Source organism: Arthrobacter sp. P4_F11, from assembly GCF_056401395.1.
Window position 1 is genome coordinate 215,195 of the sequence record NZ_JBFUJK010000002.1, and the last position, 17,488, is coordinate 232,682.

General features: G+C 68.0%; 14 protein-coding genes, 1 tRNA gene and 1 other RNA gene. 6 read left to right on the forward strand and 10 right to left on the reverse strand.

The window, feature by feature from the left end; all coding sequences use genetic code 11:
- Positions 1-4 precede the first annotated feature (4 nt).
- The 3 genes from AC1DRO_RS03980 to AC1DRO_RS03990 all read right to left on the reverse strand — a co-directional run bounded on the left by AC1DRO_RS03980 (position 5) and on the right by AC1DRO_RS03990 (position 2,983).
- On the reverse strand, positions 5-985 hold the full coding sequence (locus tag AC1DRO_RS03980; protein WP_028278019.1) for an aldo/keto reductase: 981 nt from the start codon (positions 983-985) through the stop codon (positions 5-7).
- Between the two features lie 173 nt (positions 986-1,158).
- Entirely contained in the window at positions 1,159-2,022 is an 864-nt protein-coding gene (locus tag AC1DRO_RS03985) for an SDR family oxidoreductase (RefSeq protein WP_476949914.1), read from the reverse strand.
- Entirely contained in the window at positions 2,015-2,983 is a 969-nt protein-coding gene (locus AC1DRO_RS03990; protein WP_476949915.1) for a helix-turn-helix transcriptional regulator, read from the reverse strand. Before AC1DRO_RS03990 ends, AC1DRO_RS03985 begins: the two co-directional genes overlap by 8 nt.
- Positions 2,984-3,153: 170 nt before the next feature.
- Between AC1DRO_RS03990 and AC1DRO_RS03995 the strand changes: the two genes are divergently transcribed.
- Positions 3,154-3,792: a TetR/AcrR family transcriptional regulator gene (locus AC1DRO_RS03995; protein ID WP_476949916.1), complete on the forward strand. Its 639-nt coding sequence runs from the start codon at positions 3,154-3,156 to the stop codon at positions 3,790-3,792.
- Positions 3,793-3,825: 33 nt separating this feature from the next.
- Here AC1DRO_RS03995 and AC1DRO_RS04000 read toward each other — a convergent pair whose 3' ends face one another.
- Both AC1DRO_RS04000 and AC1DRO_RS04005 read right to left on the reverse strand, forming a co-directional pair.
- On the reverse strand, positions 3,826-4,503 hold the full coding sequence (locus tag AC1DRO_RS04000; RefSeq protein ID WP_476949917.1) for a LytR C-terminal domain-containing protein: 678 nt from the start codon (positions 4,501-4,503) through the stop codon (positions 3,826-3,828).
- Entirely contained in the window at positions 4,496-4,795 is a 300-nt protein-coding gene (locus AC1DRO_RS04005; protein WP_026266597.1) for a type II toxin-antitoxin system VapB family antitoxin, read from the reverse strand. Before AC1DRO_RS04005 ends, AC1DRO_RS04000 begins: the two co-directional genes overlap by 8 nt.
- A 195-nt stretch (positions 4,796-4,990) precedes the next feature.
- Here AC1DRO_RS04005 and AC1DRO_RS04010 point away from each other — a divergent pair, with 195 nt between their 5' ends.
- The gene (locus AC1DRO_RS04010) at positions 4,991-5,905 is read left to right on the forward strand and encodes a Cof-type HAD-IIB family hydrolase (RefSeq protein WP_476949918.1); all 915 of its coding nucleotides are present in this window, start codon (positions 4,991-4,993) and stop codon (positions 5,903-5,905) included.
- Positions 5,906-6,107: 202 nt separating this feature from the next.
- Positions 6,108-7,646, forward strand: coding sequence for a stealth family protein (locus AC1DRO_RS04015; RefSeq protein ID WP_476949919.1), 1,539 nt, complete (start codon positions 6,108-6,110; stop codon positions 7,644-7,646).
- A gap of 43 nt (positions 7,647-7,689) precedes the next feature.
- Here the strand turns inward: AC1DRO_RS04015 and AC1DRO_RS04020 are convergent, their stop codons facing one another.
- The 4 genes from AC1DRO_RS04020 to AC1DRO_RS04035 all read right to left on the reverse strand — a co-directional run bounded on the left by AC1DRO_RS04020 (position 7,690) and on the right by AC1DRO_RS04035 (position 12,455).
- The gene (locus AC1DRO_RS04020; RefSeq protein WP_476949920.1) at positions 7,690-8,631 is read right to left on the reverse strand and encodes a phosphodiesterase; all 942 of its coding nucleotides are present in this window, start codon (positions 8,629-8,631) and stop codon (positions 7,690-7,692) included.
- A 243-nt stretch (positions 8,632-8,874) separates the two neighbouring features.
- Complete coding sequence (fdhA, locus tag AC1DRO_RS04025; protein ID WP_476949921.1) at positions 8,875-10,086, reverse strand: formaldehyde dehydrogenase, glutathione-independent; 1,212 nt, start codon at positions 10,084-10,086, stop codon at positions 8,875-8,877.
- A gap of 222 nt (positions 10,087-10,308) precedes the next feature.
- Positions 10,309-10,794 (reverse strand): glutathione peroxidase, encoded by a 486-nt coding sequence (locus tag AC1DRO_RS04030; protein ID WP_476949922.1) that lies wholly within the window; start codon positions 10,792-10,794, stop codon positions 10,309-10,311.
- Between the two features lie 137 nt (positions 10,795-10,931).
- Positions 10,932-12,455, reverse strand: a complete 1,524-nt coding sequence (locus AC1DRO_RS04035; protein WP_476949923.1) for a M23 family metallopeptidase — start codon at positions 12,453-12,455, stop codon at positions 10,932-10,934.
- 284 nt (positions 12,456-12,739) lie between these two features.
- On the opposite strand from AC1DRO_RS04035, the gene AC1DRO_RS04040 reads away from it, so the two are divergent.
- Positions 12,740-13,651 (forward strand): oxygenase MpaB family protein, encoded by a 912-nt coding sequence (locus AC1DRO_RS04040; RefSeq protein WP_476949924.1) that lies wholly within the window; start codon positions 12,740-12,742, stop codon positions 13,649-13,651.
- Between the two features lie 192 nt (positions 13,652-13,843).
- Here the strand turns inward: AC1DRO_RS04040 and AC1DRO_RS04045 are convergent.
- A tRNA-Ser gene (locus tag AC1DRO_RS04045) sits at positions 13,844-13,928 on the reverse strand.
- 349 nt (positions 13,929-14,277) lie between these two features.
- Between AC1DRO_RS04045 and ffs the strand changes: the two genes are divergently transcribed.
- An RNA gene (gene ffs / locus AC1DRO_RS04050) (signal recognition particle sRNA small type) lies at positions 14,278-14,374 on the forward strand.
- Positions 14,375-14,401: 27 nt separating this feature from the next.
- A complete protein-coding gene (locus AC1DRO_RS04055; protein WP_476949925.1) occupies positions 14,402-17,464 on the forward strand; it encodes a DNA polymerase III subunit gamma and tau in 3,063 nt (1,020 codons plus the stop codon).
- Positions 17,465-17,488: the final 24 nt, after the last annotated feature.

Consider the following 17,488-nt stretch of genomic DNA (forward strand, 5'->3'; position numbering starts at 1 on the left):
GCTGTCAGCTGTCGATCGAGGCCATGTTGGCCTCGTCGTGGCGTTCCCCCGCGGCGGGCCGGAGCGCGTTCAGCCGCTCCAGCTGGTCACGGGTGAGTGCGATCCCGTCGGCCGCGGTGTTTTCCTCGACCCGGGAGACCCGGCGGGTGCCGGGGATCGGGGCGATGTCGATCCCGCGGGTCAGCAGCCACGCGAGGGCGGTCTGCGCGGGGGTCGCACCGATCTCGGCGCCGATGGCCTTCACCTCGTCGACGATCGCGAGGTTGCGGCGGAAGTTCCCACCCGTGAACCGGGGGTTGGTCTTGCGCCAGTCGTCGTCGGCGAAGTCATCGACGGAGCGGATCTGGCCCGTCAGCAGCCCGTGTCCGAGCGGCGAATACGGAACGAACCCAATTCCGAGGCCGCGCAGCAGCGGCAGGATCTCCGCCTCCACGTCCCGGGTCCACAGCGAGTACTCCGTCTGCAATGCCGAGACCGGCTGCACGGCGTGTGCCCGGCGGATGGTCTCCGGGGAGGCCTCGGACAGCCCGAAGTGCAGCACCTTGCCCTCGGTGATCAGGTCAGCAACCGCGCCGGCCGTCTCCTCGATCGGGGTGTTCCGGTCGATCCGGTGCTGGTAGTACAGGTCGATGTGGTCGGTGCCCAGGCGCTTGAGGGAGCCCTCGACGGCGGCCTTCACGTTCGCCGCGCTGCTGTCGACCACGCCGGGGCCGCCCCCGGAATGGGAGACCAGGCCGAACTTCGTTGCAATCCTGACCTGATCGCGGCGTCCCTTGACGGCTTGGCCGACGATCTCCTCGCTCAGGAACGGCCCGTAGATCTCCGCGGTGTCGATGTGGGTGACCCCGAGGTCAAGGGCGCGGTGGATCGTCCGGATCGACTCCGCGTTATCCAGGGCGCCCTCGCTGGTGTAGGTGCCGGCCATGGTCATGGCGCCGAGTCCGATGCGGGAGACTTCCAGGCTTCCGAGGCGTGCGTTCTTCATGGTGTATTTCCTTTGGGTGTGGTTCCCCGGCCTGGAATGTGGGCATGACCCACAGCGTGGCGAGGGTTTGGGCAGCCGGTAGCCGTTGGCGTCCAGCGGGTATGTCGAGACTGGGTGGACGACGGCGGGAGGCTCCCGACGTCGTCAGTTTGCGTCGGTGTCAGGCGTCTGTGTCAGGCGTCGTCGTGGGCCAGGTTGCTGGGGAGCTCGCGGTGGGCGTCGGCCTGGACCTGGAGTTCCTTGGCCCGGGCCTCAAAGACTGCAACGGCGTCCGCTCCGGCGGCGAAGCGCAGCGGAGGTTCATCCAGCTCCGCCAGTTGGATGAGGGCGACGGCGAGCTTGGCCGGGTCCCCGCCCTGAAGTCCGTTCATGCCTTTCCACGCGGTGACTGTCTGCTCGGTCCGCTCGGAATAGTCCCCGATAGTGGATGCCGCGTAGCTGGTGGATTCCGGGGTAAGGAGCTCGGTGCGGAAGAATCCCGGCTCAACGATCATGGTGCGGATGCCGAACGGGGCGACTTCGGGGGCCAGGGATTCGGCCCAGCCCTCGACACCGAACTTCGAGGCGGCATATGCGGAAAGGAACTCCCCGCCGGCGATGCCGGCGGTCGAGGAGATTGTGACCAGCAGGCCCGAGCGCTGGGCCCGCAGGACGGGCAGGGCCGCGCGGGTGACGTTTATGGGTCCGAACATGGTGGTTTCGATCTGGGCCCGGAAGTCCTCCGGGCTGATCTCCTCGAAGAACCCGGCGTAGAAGTTGCCGGCATTGTTTACCAGCACGTCGATCCGGCCGAACCGGTCCACGGCGGCGGCGATGGCGGCGGTGGCGTCGGCGGGGTTGGTGACGTCGAGTTTTACGGCCAGCAGGTTGTCGTTCTCGCCGACGGCCCGGGCGACCTTGCCGGGGTTGCGGCCGGTGGCAACGACTGCGTGGCCGGCGGCCAGGGCGGCCTTGGCGATGTCAATGCCCATACCGCGGCCTGCCCCGGTGATGAACCAGACTTTCTGCCCGGTCTTGGCCTCGTTTTGCTCAGTCATGTTCTGTCTTTCCTGGGTTAAGTGTTCCGGGCCGCGCGTGGGAGCGCAGATCCGGGATGGAAGGGTCGCCGGTTGTGGTTTTCGCGGGGGGCGATGCCGCCCAGCTGGCAAGGAACGCCAGCGCGTTTTCGGATGCGGACCCCGGCTCTGCAGTGAAGGTGTACAGGGTTTGTCCCTCATCGCCGGGAAGGTCGAGCGTCTCGAACTGCAGCGACACGTCGCCTGCGACCGGATGGTGGAAGCGCTTGGTTCCCGTGGTGTGGATCCGCACGTCATGGCCGGCCCACAATGCGGCGAAGTGCCCGCTGCGTGTGGTCAGCTCGCCGACCAGTTCGTTCAAAGCGCGGTCATGGGGATTCCGTCCCGCTTCCGATCGGAGCATCGCTACCGTGGTGGCGGCGATTGCGGACCAATCGGGGTAGAAGTCCCCGGCGCTCGCATCGAGGAAGAGGTATCGTGCCTGGTTCGGCAGCTGGCCCGGATCCTCCGGACCAGCGGCTGCTGTGGACTCGAACACCGGTCCGTACAGCGCGCGCCCCAAGGGGTTGGCGGCCAGCACGTCCGAGCGTCCGTTCTGCACCAGGGCGACAGCTCCGGTCATCCCGTCCAGCAAACGCATTACCCCGGGACGGACCCTCTGCTGCGGTGGCCGGCGCGCCGGCCGCCGGGAGGACGGCGTGTTGGCCGTCGTGGCCAAGTCCATCAGATGCGTCCGCTCTGCCTCATCCAGCTGAAGGGCGGAGGCCACAGCGTCGAGGACCGAGTCCGAGACGCCGCGGATGCTGCCGCGTTCCAGCCGCGTGTAATAGTCCGTGCTTACCCCGGCGAGCTGGGCCACTTCCTCCCGACGCAGCCCCGGCACGCGGCGCAGCTCGCCATAGTCGGGGAGGCCGGCCCGATCCGGGGTGATCTTCGCCCGGCGCGAGATCAGGAAGTCTCGGATTTCGTCTTTTCTGTCCACATCCACCACGCTACGCAGGCCGGACGGGCGGTGGCAGTGTCTATCAGACACCCCCACTTGAGGCGGCGGATCCAGGTGTGGCCCCTCAGAACCGGTCGATGTTCATAGCCCGGCCGTGTCACAGTCCGCTGCCCGGCTGCTTTGGTGACAGATCGCGCTAAAGTGTGCGTATGCCTAGGATTTCGGCCGCGAGCAACGCCGCCCAACGTGCCGAGACCCAGCGCCGCATCCTGACCGCGTTCGGGGAACTCCTCTTCACCCACGGGCTCCCCGGCCTGACCATGACGGACGTCGCGCGCCATGCCCAGATCGGCCGGACCGCCGTCTACAACTACTACGCGGACATCGAAGAGCTCCTCATCGCCTACGCCTTGGATGAGACCGAGCGGTTCCTGCTCGATCTGCGCGAATCCCTCGATGCACTGGAGAACCCGGTGGAGCGCCTGGCTGTCTACGTCCGCGCCCAGGTGGAGGACCTGAGCCGGCGCCACCTGCCGCCGGGCCCGGCCATGGGGGCGGTGCTCTCGCCGTCGTCGTTCGCCAAACTGGCCGACCACGTGGGTGAGCTCAGCGTGCTCCTGCGGGGCATCCTGCGCGACGGCATGGCCCAGGGGTACCTGCCCGAGTCGGACATTGCCCAACTGGCCCAGCTCATCCACGGCACGCTCTCCTCAAGCGCTGCGCGGGGCGACGGGGCGGGCCAGGACGCCGAGGCCGAGGCACGGCTCGCCCGGACGGTGCGGTTTGTCCAGCTAGGGGCCGGGGCCAGGTTTGACGACGCCGGCCGGCCGGTCCGCACCATCCGCTAGGCCCCGCGCCGGGAAGGCCGGAAAGCTGTGCCTTTAGCCCGTGCCGGGCGTCGCCGTGGGTACGGCGGGCAACGTGGCCTCATCCACGATGCGCCGGTTCTCGCGGGGGCAGCTGAGCTGGCCCGGCGTCTGGTCCACGAGTTCCGGCTTGGCCAGTTCCTTGAAGTCGCTGGTAATGATCACGTCCACGCTCGCGTCCGCGCGGCCGTCCTGGACATAGTCCGAGCCGGGCACGTGGCGCTGGACGCTGAAGGCGGCCGACTGGCCCGCGGCACCGGAGACCACCAGCGCCACGCCGCGGTAGCTCGACGTCGTGTTCCCCACGGTACCCACCAGGAACTTCCGGGCGGCGAGCTGGTCGGCCACGCTCCGGGCCAAGCCCGGCCGGCTCGTGGAGTTGTAGATGTTGACGTGGACCTTCTGCGGCGGCGCGTAGTCGTAGGTGGCCGCCGGGCACACCGACACTGCCGCCCTGCTCCGCTCCGCCCCGGGGATCTTGATCTGGCCGTTCATGATGGCGAGGGCCACCACGATCGCGGCCACGATGAGGCCGACAAGCATCATCAGGACAACGCCGTGCAGGATCCTGCGCCGCAGCCGGTGGGGGTTCTTTGCCGTATCGTCCTGCTCCACGAACGTGGCCCTCAGCTCGGAGCCACTGATGACGCGGTGCCCGTGCAGGACTCTGACGTCTGGCGGCTTCCTAGCCATTTATCACGAGGACCCGCGCATGAATTGCGGTGCGCTGGTGCAGCGCGGTGCGGACTGCCCGGTGCAGGCCGTCTTCAAGGTAGAGGACGCCGCGGTATTCCACGACGTGCGGAAAGAGGTCGCCGAAAAACGTGGAGTCCTCGGCCAGCAGGGCTTCAAGATCCAGTGTGCGCTTCGTGGTCACCAGCTCATCAAGCCGGACAGGACGCGGGGGCAGGGCCGCCCAGTCCTTGGGCGTGGTGTAACCATGGTCGGGGTACGGGCGGCCCTCGCCCACAGCTTTGAATATCACCTTGCCAGCCTAGGGAACTTCGACGCCCGAAGGAACGAATGTCCCCCGGCGGCGTGAGGTTGTGGCCAAACGGTAACCATTTGTCACACGACGCGTTGACACGACCAGCGCCTGCCGCCTGTCACATCCAGCGCAGGGCCGTCGATCTGCTGGGCGGTTCACCCAAACGTCCCGTGCGGCTGACAGAATGGCCGTATGACTTCACCCGAGACTGCCCCTGTTCCGTCGTCGTCGGCCCCCGTGCTGGCGCTGCTGCTCGACGTCGACGGTCCGGTCGCGAGCCCGGTCACCCGCGAGGTGCAGCCCGGCATCATCGCCGACCTGGTGGCCCTGGCCGCCGCCGGCGTGCCGGTCATCTTCAACACCGGCCGGTCGGACGCGTTCATCCGCGAGCAGGTCATGGAACCGATGATCGCCGCCGGGATGCCCGCCGGCACCCTCATCCACGCCATTTGCGAGAAGGGCGCCGTCTGGTTCAGCTACACGGCGGAGGGCCCCGGCCCGGTCCACGTGGACCACGAGCTCGCCATTCCGCAGGCCTTCGGCGATGACGTGCGCCGCCTGGTGGCCGAGGACTACTCCGCCCACATGTTCTACGACGAAACCAAGCGGGCCATGGTCTCCGTGGAGCAGCACATTGCCGTCCCCAACCCCGACTACCGGGCCGAGCAGGAACTCTTCGACGCCGACGCCATGGGCATCATGGCCCGGCACGGGCTCGGTGTGGTGCGGCTGGACCACCACGTCCCCGATTCGGATGACCAGGTCGACTTCCGCGTCGATCCGACCATCATCTCCACCGATATCGAATCGGTCCGGCTGGGCAAGGACCTGGGCGCGAGCCGGGCCGTGGAGTTCCTGGCCGCGCAGGGGATCACGCCGCAGGCGTGGCGCACGGTGGGCGATTCCCGCACGGACTACGCCATGGCCGACTGGCTGCACCACAACGACCACACCGTGAAGCACGTCGACGTCCGGCCCGCGGACGGCATCCCCGTCAAACCTTACGAGGTTCTCACCGCCGCCGATCTGGGGCTCGGCGAGGACGTGATCCACGACGACGCCGGTGCCGCCTTCCTGCACCACTGGCTGGCCGTCGTCACCGGCTGAGGCCCCGCTCCGCCGTTACGTTCCACCGTTACGGTCGGTCACATTTCGTCGTCACGCACGCCGCGCGGCGGCCGGTTTTCCGCGGCAATTTTGAGGCCCGCGTTATCATGCAAGTAGACACCAACGCACTCAAAGAAGCGGGAGCTCAGACATTACCGAAGCAGCGATCCAAGACGAGATTTACTATGGCAGCCAGGCATCTGTGGACGCCCACGCCGAGGTCACGTCGGCGGCCGCAGTCGCCAGATTCCGGACCCGCTCCGATGTTGTCCGCCACCGCGGCCGCTACGCGCTGATCAACGAAAACCGCACGCCGTACCAGGCCATGGTCGAGGACCTGATGTTCCTGCGTTCCGTCCTGGCCGGCGCCGGTATCGGCTACCTGCTGGTCCGCGGCAACAACCATCGCCCTGTGGTCGCCGTCGACTGGAAGGATCGCAAGGAACTCCGCGACGCCCTCGTGGAGGCGTGCCGCGACGATCCGATGTATTCCATGAGCGTGGACGCAAAGAAGAAGTCGTCCGTGCTGGTGGCCGACGGCGAGCTGTCGCCGAACCGCCAGGCCCGGATCTTCCGGCTTTACCGGCCCAGGGTCGAACCCGAGGGCGGTTTTGAATTCGGGGCTTCCGCCGGCGTCCAGCTGGAGCTGTGGAGCTTCGAAGGCGATCAGCTGATCCTGCCGATCGAGAACTCCCTGACGCGCCGCACCATGCTGGCCCAGGATGCAGTGCGCGGCACGGTGGAACGCTACGGCCACACGTGGCCCACCATCGAGAACATGTTCGCGGACCACGCCAGCGACATCAGCTTCGACGTCGACCTGGTCTTCTCATGGGTTGACGGCAGCTCCCCCGAGTACATCGCTGCCCGCCGCGCCCGCATGGCCGGCGTGGTGGTGGGCGAGGGCGATGACCACGAGGCCCGCTTCCGCCAGATCGATGAGCTCAAGTACGCCCTTCGCTCGGTGTACATGTTTGCGCCGTGGATCCGCCGGATCTTCATCGCCACGGACTCCCCCGCGCCGTCATGGCTGGCCGACCACCCGAGTGTGACGATCGTCCGGAGCGAAGAGTTTTTCGCCGACACGTCGGTTCTGCCCACTCACAATTCGCAGGCCGTGGAGTGTCAGCTGCACCACATCGAGGGGCTCTCCGAGCACTTCCTGTATTCGAACGACGACATGTTCTTCGGCCGCGCCTTGGGCCCGGACATGTTCTTCACTCCGGGCGGCATCACGAAGTTCATCGAGGCCGAAACCCGGATCGGCCTGGGCGACAACGACGCCGAACGCAGCGGCTTTGAGAACGCCGCCCGAGTGAACCGCAAGCTGCTCTGGAACCGCTTCGGCCGCATCACCACCCGGCACCTGGAGCACACGGCGGCCCCGTTGCGGCGCAGCGTGGTCGAGCAGATGGAGCAGGAGTTCCCGGCCGAGTTTGCCAAGACCGCCGCGAGTACCTTCCGGGCAGCGGACAACATCTCCGTGACCAACTCGTTCTACCACTACTACGCGCTGCTCACGGGCCGGGCCGTAACCCAGACAGCTGCCAAGGTGAGATATGTGGACACCACGGCGCGGGCCGGCCTGAATTACCTGCCCAAGCTCCTGGCCAAGCGGAACATGGACTTCTTCTGCCTCAACGACGGCAGCTTCCCCGAGGTCCCGGCGGAAGAGCGGGCCGAACTGGTCACGGACTTCCTGGAGAAGTACTACCCCATCAAGGCGCCCTGGGAGAAGTAACGGACCGTGACCAAAACGGGCGCCGCGTCGGCCGGGGAGTGAATCAGTTCAGGGTGGTGTACCTGCGGTTCGCCGACGTCCGGGACGGGGCCTCGAGCTTGGCCTTCTCAGGGACATGGATCCCTGCGGCCGCGAGCCGGCGCTGGGCTTCCTCCGGAGAGACCAGCTCCCCCACCGCAGGGGTGTCGCCGAGCAGCACCACGGAGTGCACGATCGTGTGTTCGTAGACGTGGACCAGGTTGAACGCCTGCCCTCCGTCGCGGCCTCGGGTGCCGCCGACCGGAACGTTCAGATCCTGCGTGTAGCAGGTGGCTGAAGCCACGGACACAGGGATGCCCGCGAACGTTGCGGTGGTCGAGTAGTGCAGGTGGCCGCCCAGGATGGCGCGGACATCGGAGTTGCGCAGGACGCCGGCAAGCGCCGGCTGGCCCCGGAGCTCCACGAGCACGGCAAGGTCCAGCACGGACGGTACCGGCGGGTGGTGCAGGGCAAGGATGGTCCCGTCCGGGGCCGGGGTGGCCAGTTCAGCAGCGAGCCAGTCCAGCTGGTCGTGGCTCAATTCACCATGGTGGAAGCCGGGCACGGAGGTGTCCAAAGTGATGATGCGCAGCCCGTTGACGAAGTAGCTGTGGTCCACGGGCGCGTCATTGTCGTCCTGGTCCAGGAGACCGGCCCGGAAATTGGCCCGGTTGTCGTGGTTGCCCATCGCCCAGATGACCTCGGCCCCCAGGGCCTCGCACGCCGGATCAACGATGGCGCGGAGCTTGGCATACGCCTCGGGTTCGCCCCGGTCAGCCAGGTCGCCCGTGAAGATTACGGCTTCGGGGCGGGCTCCGGAGGCGTGGACCTCTTCGAAGAGTTGCCTGAGCAGGGCTTCGCTGTCCACGACGCCGTGCAAGGGTTGCGGACCCCCCAGCAGGTGGGGGTCGCTCAGGTGAAGTAGGAAATGACGTGGCCGGGGGTGTTCGGCCTCGATGCGCTCCATTGCTGCCTTCTTGGTTGGGTGGAAGCGGTGCTTCCAGGGTCCCTCTCAGTAAGAACTATCCAACCAGAGATTGGGCAAACAATGTAAAGACTGGGACAGGCATATTGGAAAAATTGGCGTTAACAGGTGGCGTGCCCTCACATGCCCTTTCCGGCATATACGGGGCGGGGACGCCCGGCGGCACTCCCGAAACCCCGGGGCTTCGGGGCGGGACGGACAGTGCCGCCGGGTTCACGGTTTCCGCTAGCTCAGGTAGCCGTTCGGGTTAAGCACGAACTTCGTCGCCGCGCCGGCGTCGAATTCCGCGTAGCCCTTCGGCGCGTCCTCCAGGGTAATCGCCTTCGCGTTGACGTTCTTGGCGATATGCACCCTGTCATGCAGGATGGCCATCATCAGCTGCCGGTTGTATTTCATGACCGGACACTGTCCCGTGGTGAAGCTGAGTGACTTTGCCCAGCCCGTTCCGAGGCTGAGCGAGAGCGAACCTTTCTTCGCGGCCTCGTCCACGCCGCCCGGGTCCCCGGTGACGTAGAGCCCGGGGATGCCCAGGGCACCGCCGGCGGCTGTTACCTCCATCAGCGAGTTCAGGACGGTGGCGGGGGCCTCGTGGGCTCCGGCCCCGTGCCCCTTGGCCTCAAATCCCACGGCATCCACGCCGCAGTCGACTTCCGGGACGCCCAGGAGTTGCTCAATCTGCTCGGCCGGGCCGCCCTTACTCAGGTCGATGGTCTCGCAGCCGAAGCTCCGCGCCTGCGCCAGGCGGTCCGCGTTCATGTCGCCCACAATCACGACGGCGGCACCCAGGAGCTGGGCACTGGTCGCCGCGGCCAGGCCCACGGGCCCTGCGCCCGCCACGTAGACGGTGGACCCGACGCCGACGCCTGCGGTGACCGCACCATGGAATCCGGTCGGGAAGATGTCCGAGAGCATCGTCAGGTCCAGCATCTTTTCGAGGGCCTGATCTTTGTCCGGGAACTTCAACAGGTTCCAATCGGCATACGGCACCAGGACGTAGTTGGCCTGGCCGCCTACCCAGCCGCCCATATCCACGTAGCCGTAGGCGCTGCCCGGGCGGTCGGGGTTGACGTTGAGGCAGATGCCCGTCTTGCGTTCCTTGCAGTTCCGGCAGCGCCCGCAGGCGATATTGAACGGGACAGAACAGATGTCCCCCACTTTGATGAATTCAACATCCGGACCCACTTCCACCACTTCTCCGGTGATCTCGTGCCCGAGCACCAGGTCAGTGGGGGCCGTGGTGCGCCCGCGGACCATGTGCTGGTCCGAGCCGCAGATGTTGGTGGCCACGGTTTTGAGGATTACGCCGTGGCGCACCTGCCGGCCCACGTTGGCGGGGTTGACCCCCGGACCGTCCTTGAGTTCGAAGGTGGGGTAGTCGATGTCGATCAGTTCGACTTTTCCCGGCCCCTTGTAGGCAACGGCTTTGTTCCCTGTCATCTCATTCCTCCTGCGTTCACGGACCCCAGACGGAAGCCCTGCTGTGATTGACGAAGTTTCTTGATGCGCCCTCCGCAGGGACACCGCGGCCGCACTGCCGCACGGCGGCCGTCAGGGAAGACTGCGCCGGGTGTTCCCGGAATGCTGGAGGGTTCGGTCAGTCTAGGCCGTAGGCATGCTTAGGGGTAGAGGCTGCGGGATCGGAAAGCCGGGCGGGCCGGTTTAGCCCAGTGCGGACTGAACAGCCTCGATGATCTCCGGCGCGTCAGGCTCAACGGTGGGCGCAAAGCGGGCGATGACCTCGCCGTCGCGGTTCACGAGGAACTTCTCGAAGTTCCACTTCACCAGGCCGGGCAGGATTCCCGTCTTGAATTTGGTGAGCTCGGCGTAGAGCGGGTGCTGGTTCTTTCCCCGGACGTTGGCCTTGACTGTCAGCGGGAAGGTCACCCCGAAATTGCGCTGGCAGAACTCGGCGATCTCGGCGTCGCCGCCGGGCTCCTGCCCGGCGAACTGGTTGCAGGGGACGCCGAGGACCTGGAAGCCCTGGCCCCGGAACTTGTTGTGCAGCGCCTCGAGTCCAGCGTACTGGGGCGTGAAACCGCACTGGGATGCCACGTTGACCACCAGAACCACGTCGCCCTTGAATCGGCCAAAATCGGTCTCGGTCCCGTCGATGAGGGTCAGGGGAATGGAGTGCAGAGCTGTCATGGGGCGCGTCCTTGCGATGTCGATGGTCCGGAGCAGGGAATCTGAACTGGTCACTCCATTATTCGGCACCGGGGCCCGCGGGTATGGGTGTACCCCCGGACATGACGCCGGAACAATGCCCTGCGGCGCGGCGGGGGCTAGCCGCCGGGCGTCGCAGAGGGCGTCGCTGAGGGTTTTGTTGTCACTGCCGTGGTGGCCGACTGCGTGACCGCCCGTGGCTTCGGCGTATCGGCCGGCGCGGTGACCGGGTCCGGCTCCACAGTGAGCGGGGCCGGCACCGGGGTGGCCGTCTTGGCGGCAGCCTCCGTCGCGGTTGCGGAGGCTGACGCAGGCGCGGAGGACGGCGGTGCCACCGGCGGCGGGACCGATAACGGTGCTGATGGCTTGGCGGAGGCTGTTCCCGTCTGGGTTGGCGCCGGCGTTGGGGTGGCGGTCGCCGACGGGGTCGGGGTCGCCGTTGCCGACGGCCGCGGGGTGGGCGCGTCAGGTGTGGTCGTCGTGGCAGTGCCGGTCGGCGTCGGCGTCGCGGAGGCAGTGCCCGTGGGTGTCGGGGTCGCGGAGGCAGTGCCGGTCGGCGTCGGGGTCGCGGAGGCAGTGCCCGTGGCTGTCGGGGTCGCGGAGGCAGTGCCCGTGGCTGTCGGGGTCGCGGAGGCAGTGCCGGTCGGCGTCGGGGTCGCGGAGGCAGTGCCCGTGGGCGACGGCTTAGAGGTGGCGGAAGGCGTTGGGGACGGTTTGTCGGCGGCGGCTTCAGTAGCCGCAGGTGAGGCACTCGCCGACGGCTTGGCGGCCACCGCGGCAGGCTGCTCCTGAACGCCGCCGGCCACCACATGGGTCAGGTCCTCCCGGACAGGAATCGCCCAGCCAATCCCCGCATTGGTTGCCTTACCGGCGTCGGGTGCGTAACTGGTCATGTCGATCGGGCCGAGTTGATCCACCTGCTTGATGGGGAGAAATGTCCAATCGCGCGGATCAGTGTGGGAGCCGTTGAGGATGGTCTCGAAGTGAAGATGGCAGCCCGTAGAGGATCCGGTGGTACCTACCCGGGCAATAATTTCCCCCACCCGCACGGAGTCGCCCTTCTTGACCGCGATCGCCTCCAGATGGTTGTACGTGGTGATGAGACCGTTGCCGTGGTCGATTTCCACCCGGTTTCCGCCGCCCCACGGGTGCCACCCGACGGCCCGCACCACACCGGCGTCGGCGGAGTAGACCCGGGTGCCGCAGGGGGCCGCGAAGTCCTGGCCCCAGTGGAATTCGCCCGCGAATCCTGTCAGGGGGCTGGTGCGCAGCCCGAACGGGGAGGAAGGCACCAGTGATTCCAGCGGGGCCATGAGGAAGCCCGCCGCGGGCCGGCGCAGGGACGCCGAGGCCACATTGAGCTCTCCACGCACCCCTGCCCGGGTGGCGGTGTCCACCGTGCTCCGGCTGAAGGCCACGAGCGCCTGGGCGTCGGCGGTGACAGCGCCGGTGCCGGGAGTCCCCGCGGGCGCGGTCGCGGCGGAATGGGCCAGCGGGTCCAGGGCTTCCGGTCCCACGTCGCCGGAGGCAGGCATGGCGGCCGTCGGGACGGCGGTGGGCGCGCCGTAGGTCGCAAAGGCGCTCAGGCCCTGAAAGCCGCCGAATGCCAGCACGGCCAGGGACAGGCACAGACCTCCGGACACGCAGCGCACGGCAATGGTCCGTGCCCTCGCTGACTGCTCATTCGATGAGTTTCCCCAGTGTTTTCCCACGAAATGACTCCCGCAATATGTCCGCCAGACCCCAATCTTCACGGACTTACCTCCCTATGTGACCACAGACGGCCGGGTCTGTGAACCGTCAACGGGTTCCTTTGCGGGACCAATCGGAGATCCGCGGATGTCCCCAGTAGCTTGCCGGCCGCGGCCCAGTAGTTCTCCGCACAATTGCAGGTGCCGCACGCCGCCGGGACGGGTAAGAATGAAGGATGCGAAATGTCCTCAGGGAATGGCAGGCGGAGCTCAAACAGACGTTCACGGGGACGCGCGATTCGGTGCCCGAGTGGGTGCCGGGCCTGGCCGAGGGGGACGACGCCGGTTACCACTTGCCCGGCTCGGCCGTCTGGGCCGTGCACGGAGACATGCCAACCATCGTGGCGGGAATCCGGGCACTGCTGATGCAGGCGCTCCATCCCGGCGCGTTGGCCGGAGTCCACGATCACTCCCGTTTCCGCGAAGACCCGCTGGGCCGGCTGGCTGGCACGATCCGCTGGATCTTCACCTTGACGTATGGCTCCACGGATACGGCGAAGGCGGCGTCGGACTGGGTTCTTCGGCTGCACCGGACGGTGCGGGGAGAATTTGTGGACGGCCACGGCATAAGGCGCAGTTACGCGGCCAATGATCCCGAGCTGCTCCGGTGGGTTCACATTGCCTTCACAGACGCTTTCCTCTCTGCCCACAAGCTGTGGGGGCGGCCGATTCCTGGCGGACCTGATGCCTACGTCCGTGAGTGGGCCCAGGCCGGCCGGCTGATGGGCGTCGAGGCACCGCCGCTGAGCGAAGCGGAAATGCGGCAGCAGTTGGACCGCTGGTACGACGACGGCGAGCTCCGCTGTGACGAACGGGTCACCGAAACGGTGGCGTTTATTCGCGACCCGCCCCTGCACCCCGCGCTCAGGCCTGGCTACCGGGTGCTGTTCGCGGCCGCCGTGGCAAGCCTCGAGCCCAAGTACCGGGAGCTTCTGGGCCTACGGACCGCGCGGCTGGGCCCGATACCGCTGCCGGTAACCCTGGCCACCCGGGTCACGCTCGGCGTGGTGCATGTGGCCCTCGGACGGATGGGCCCGAGCGAGCAAGCTGCCCGCGCGCGGCTGCGCCGGCTGGGCTACCTGGCCTGAGTCTGGGCCGCCGGGCGGCTGGGGTGGTTTGCTGGTTCGTGGCGGGGCGGCTGGGCACGGGGCGGCTGGGTGGATGAATCGGTGCCGGTACTGCCGGAGGACGCAACCTTGGCCAGAACCTCACGGGAACCTCACGAGGATAGAAATGCCGGAGACGCAAAAAGGCCCCGGTCCGAGGACCGGGGCCAACCGCGGAGAATGGGGGATTTGAACCCCCGAGGGCGTTAACCCAACACGCGTTCCAGGCGTGCGCCATAGGCCGCTAGGCGAATTCTCCAGTAGCTTCTGAATCAAAAGCAGATACTAGAATACCTGAACTTTCCGGCTTCGCCCAATTGGGCCTCCCGCCCCGGCCTGCGGCTCCTCCGCGGGACATGCCCCACGGCCCACTCGAGGGCTGGACATAGCCCCAAATAGCCCACTCCTTCCCGCCAAGAATGGGCATGCCCCACATTGCCTACTCCCGCGACTGGACATGCCCCGCGGCCCGCCCGACCGCCGGACACAGTCCCACCGCGCCCGCTCCTGCAGCCCGCTCCTGCCGCGAAAAATGGGCATGTCCCGCCGAGGATGAAGGGCCAAACCGGGCCAATTCGGGGCACACCCAATCGTCAGGTAAACTGGCTGACGGCCCCTCATGTGGCGTCATCCTGTTGAACTCCCCCAGGACCGGAAGGTAGCAAGGGTAAACGGGCTCTGGCGGGTGCATGAGGGGTCTTTTATGTCTGTGCCGATTGGTAGGGTTTATCTGTGACTGTTACTACCGCCCTCTACCGTCGATACCGCCCCGATTCGTTCGCGGACGTTATCGGGCAGGAGCACGTCACCGAGCCTCTCATGACGGCCCTGCGCAAGAACCGCGTCAACCACGCCTATCTCTTTTCGGGCCCCCGCGGCTGTGGCAAAACCACCTCCGCCCGCATCCTGGCCCGCTGCCTGAACTGCGCCGAGGGCCCCACGGACACCCCCTGCGGCGAGTGCCCCAGCTGCGTGGAACTCGCCCGCGGCGGCTCCGGCTCCCTGGACGTCATCGAGATCGACGCCGCCAGCCACGGCGGTGTCGACGACGCCCGCGACCTCCGGGAACGGGCCACCTACGCCCCCGTCCGGGACCGTTACAAGATCTTCATCATCGACGAAGCCCACATGGTCACGTCGGCCGGGTTCAACGCCCTGCTCAAGATCGTCGAAGAACCGCCGGAACACATCAAGTTCATCTTCGCCACCACGGAGCCGGACAAGGTCATCGGCACCATCCGTTCCCGCACGCACCACTACCCTTTCCGGCTGGTGCCGCCGGAGCCTCTCATGGCGTATCTGGAGCTGCTCTGTACCCAGGAGAACGTCCCTGTGGCGCCCGGGGTGCTCTCGCTCGTCATCCGCGCGGGCGGCGGTTCGGTCCGCGACTCCCTCTCCGTGCTCGACCAGCTCATGGCCGGCGCCGGACCAAACGGACTGGACTACGAACTCGCTGTCGCCCTCCTGGGCTACACGCACGCCTCCCTGCTCGATGACGTCGTGGAGGCCGTCGCGGCGTCGGATGCCGCCACGGTGTTCCGCGCTGTGGACCGCGTCATCCAGACCGGGCACGATCCAAGGCGCTTCGTCGAGGACCTGCTGGAACGCTTCCGCGACCTCATCATCGTCCAGGCCATGCCCGAAAGCGCCCAGTCCATCCTCCGCGGCATGCCGGCGGACCAGATCGCCCGGCTGCAGAACCAGGCGCACAACCTCGGGGCGGCCGAGCTCTCCCGCGCCGCTGACGTGACCAATACCGCGCTCACGGACATGACCGGGGCCACCTCGCCGCGCCTGCACCTGGAACTGCTGTGCGCCCGCATCCTGCTGCCCAGCTCCGAGCAGACCGAGCGCGGCATTGCAGCCCGGATCGACCGCGTCGAGCGGCGCTTGAACTACGCCGGGAACGACGTCGGAGCCCCCCTCGCTGGCGCTCCCGCACCTGTTGCCGTTTCGCCTGCACGCACGGAGCAGGCAGCCGCGCCAGAGCCGCCGGCAGCGCACGTGCCCGCCGCACCTTCGCACGCCGCACCGGCTGCCGCAACCACCACCCCCTCCGCCCCGCCCCGGGGCGAGCAGCCGCCGGCCACAGTCTCCGCGCCCGCCCGTCAGGACGAGCCTGTCCGCGAACCGCTGACGGCACCACGGGTCAGCACCAGCGACTGGCCTGTGGACGAACCCGCGGCGGCCAGCCGGCCCGCCCCTGCCGCAGGTCCCGCCGCCGCGCCTCCGTCCCCACCCGCGTCAGAGACTGCCCCAGCGGCGGCCCCATCCGCACCTTCCGTCCCTGCTCGCCCCGAGCCGGCCGAGCCCGGCAGGGCGCCTGCCGTTGCTCCCAGCCCTGCGCCCGGGTCTGCCGCCGGACCCGGAGCCGACGTGGAGGTTTTGCGTCGCGCCTGGCCCGAGATCCTGCAAACGCTCACCAAGATCAAACGCAGCACCTGGGCGCTGGTGGAACCCAACGCCCAGGTCGGCCACTTCGAAGACCACGTCCTGACCCTCGCGTTCACCACCACGGGGCTGGCGGGGGCCTTCGGCCGGGCCGACCACGCAGAGAACCTCCGGCAGGCGATCCACAAGACGATCGGCATCGATTGCCAGATCCGGGCCGTGGCCGGCAGCAGCAACAGCCCAGCGAGCTCTGAGCCAAACCCAAAAGCGCCGCCGGCTAGCCCGGAGGCCCCGGCATCGTCCGCAAGCCAGGCGACATCGGCAGACGTCGCTTGGGGCCTGAGCCCGGCTCCCCAGCAGGCCCCATCTCCGGCCAACGATGCCGCTGAAGCCGTCCCCTCGCGGGTGGCCCCCGCGCACGTTCCCGCCGCCTCAACATCTTCGACGCAACCCACTCCAGCCCCCGCGGCCCAGGATCAGGTCCGTGCAGCCGAGCCGGCAGCCGAGCCGGTAGCGGAACCGCAGGCGCCTGCCCCCGCGATCCAAACTCAGGTCCGCGCAGCCGAGCCAGCAGCCGAATCGGACGGCCCTTCGGAGCCTTCCGGGTCCTACGCCGACGCCGATGACGACTGGGGACCGCCCCGGGACGAGGACGCTCCTCCGCTGGACGAGGAACCACCCCTGGATTGGGACCCCTCGCCCGTAGCCACGCCGCGCCGCCCCGAGCCCGCGGCTGCCGCTACGGCTCCGGCCCGTAAGTCCCCTGCCGCGCCGGCATCCAAAACCGCCGGCTCCCCGGCCGGGACACCGGGCGCAGACCCGGACGCGTCGGATGACGCGTGGGCCCGCGCCGTCGAGCAGTCACCCGGCGTCTGGACGGTCGGCACAGATTCGAACCTCGGCCGGTACACGAGCCCGGATGTCGGGCCCGCTGCGCCCGAGCCCGAGCCGAAGCCTGTGCACTACGAGCCGGCGGCGGCACAGATCCCGGAGTACGCGGGTGTCGTGTCCGCGCCGTCCGGACTGACCTCGGACCGCCCGGCCCGGGCCGAAGCGGCGCCGGCGGTTGCGGTGTCTGTTGCGCCGCGTGTGGCCGCCGCTGCAGTAGCTGCCGTCGCGGAGGCTGTTGCGGTCACTGCCGTTCCCGAGCCTGCCGCCCCGGCAGGCCGCCAAAGCCTGTACCAGCGGCTGTCGAACAGTCCCGAGGCCGAGGCCGGGCGGGCGAAGGCCCCCACCCGCGCTGCCGCTGCGACCACCGTCTACGTACAGGACATACCGAGCGCCGACGACGAAACGATCGAGGAATCGGGCGTCTTCGGCCGGGCCGCCGTCGAGCGCATTCTGGGCGGGAAACTGGTGGAGGAGCGCTCCCTGGATGGAAGCCCGCTGCCGCCCCGCTTCTAGCAAAACCCCTGCCGGCTGGCCCCG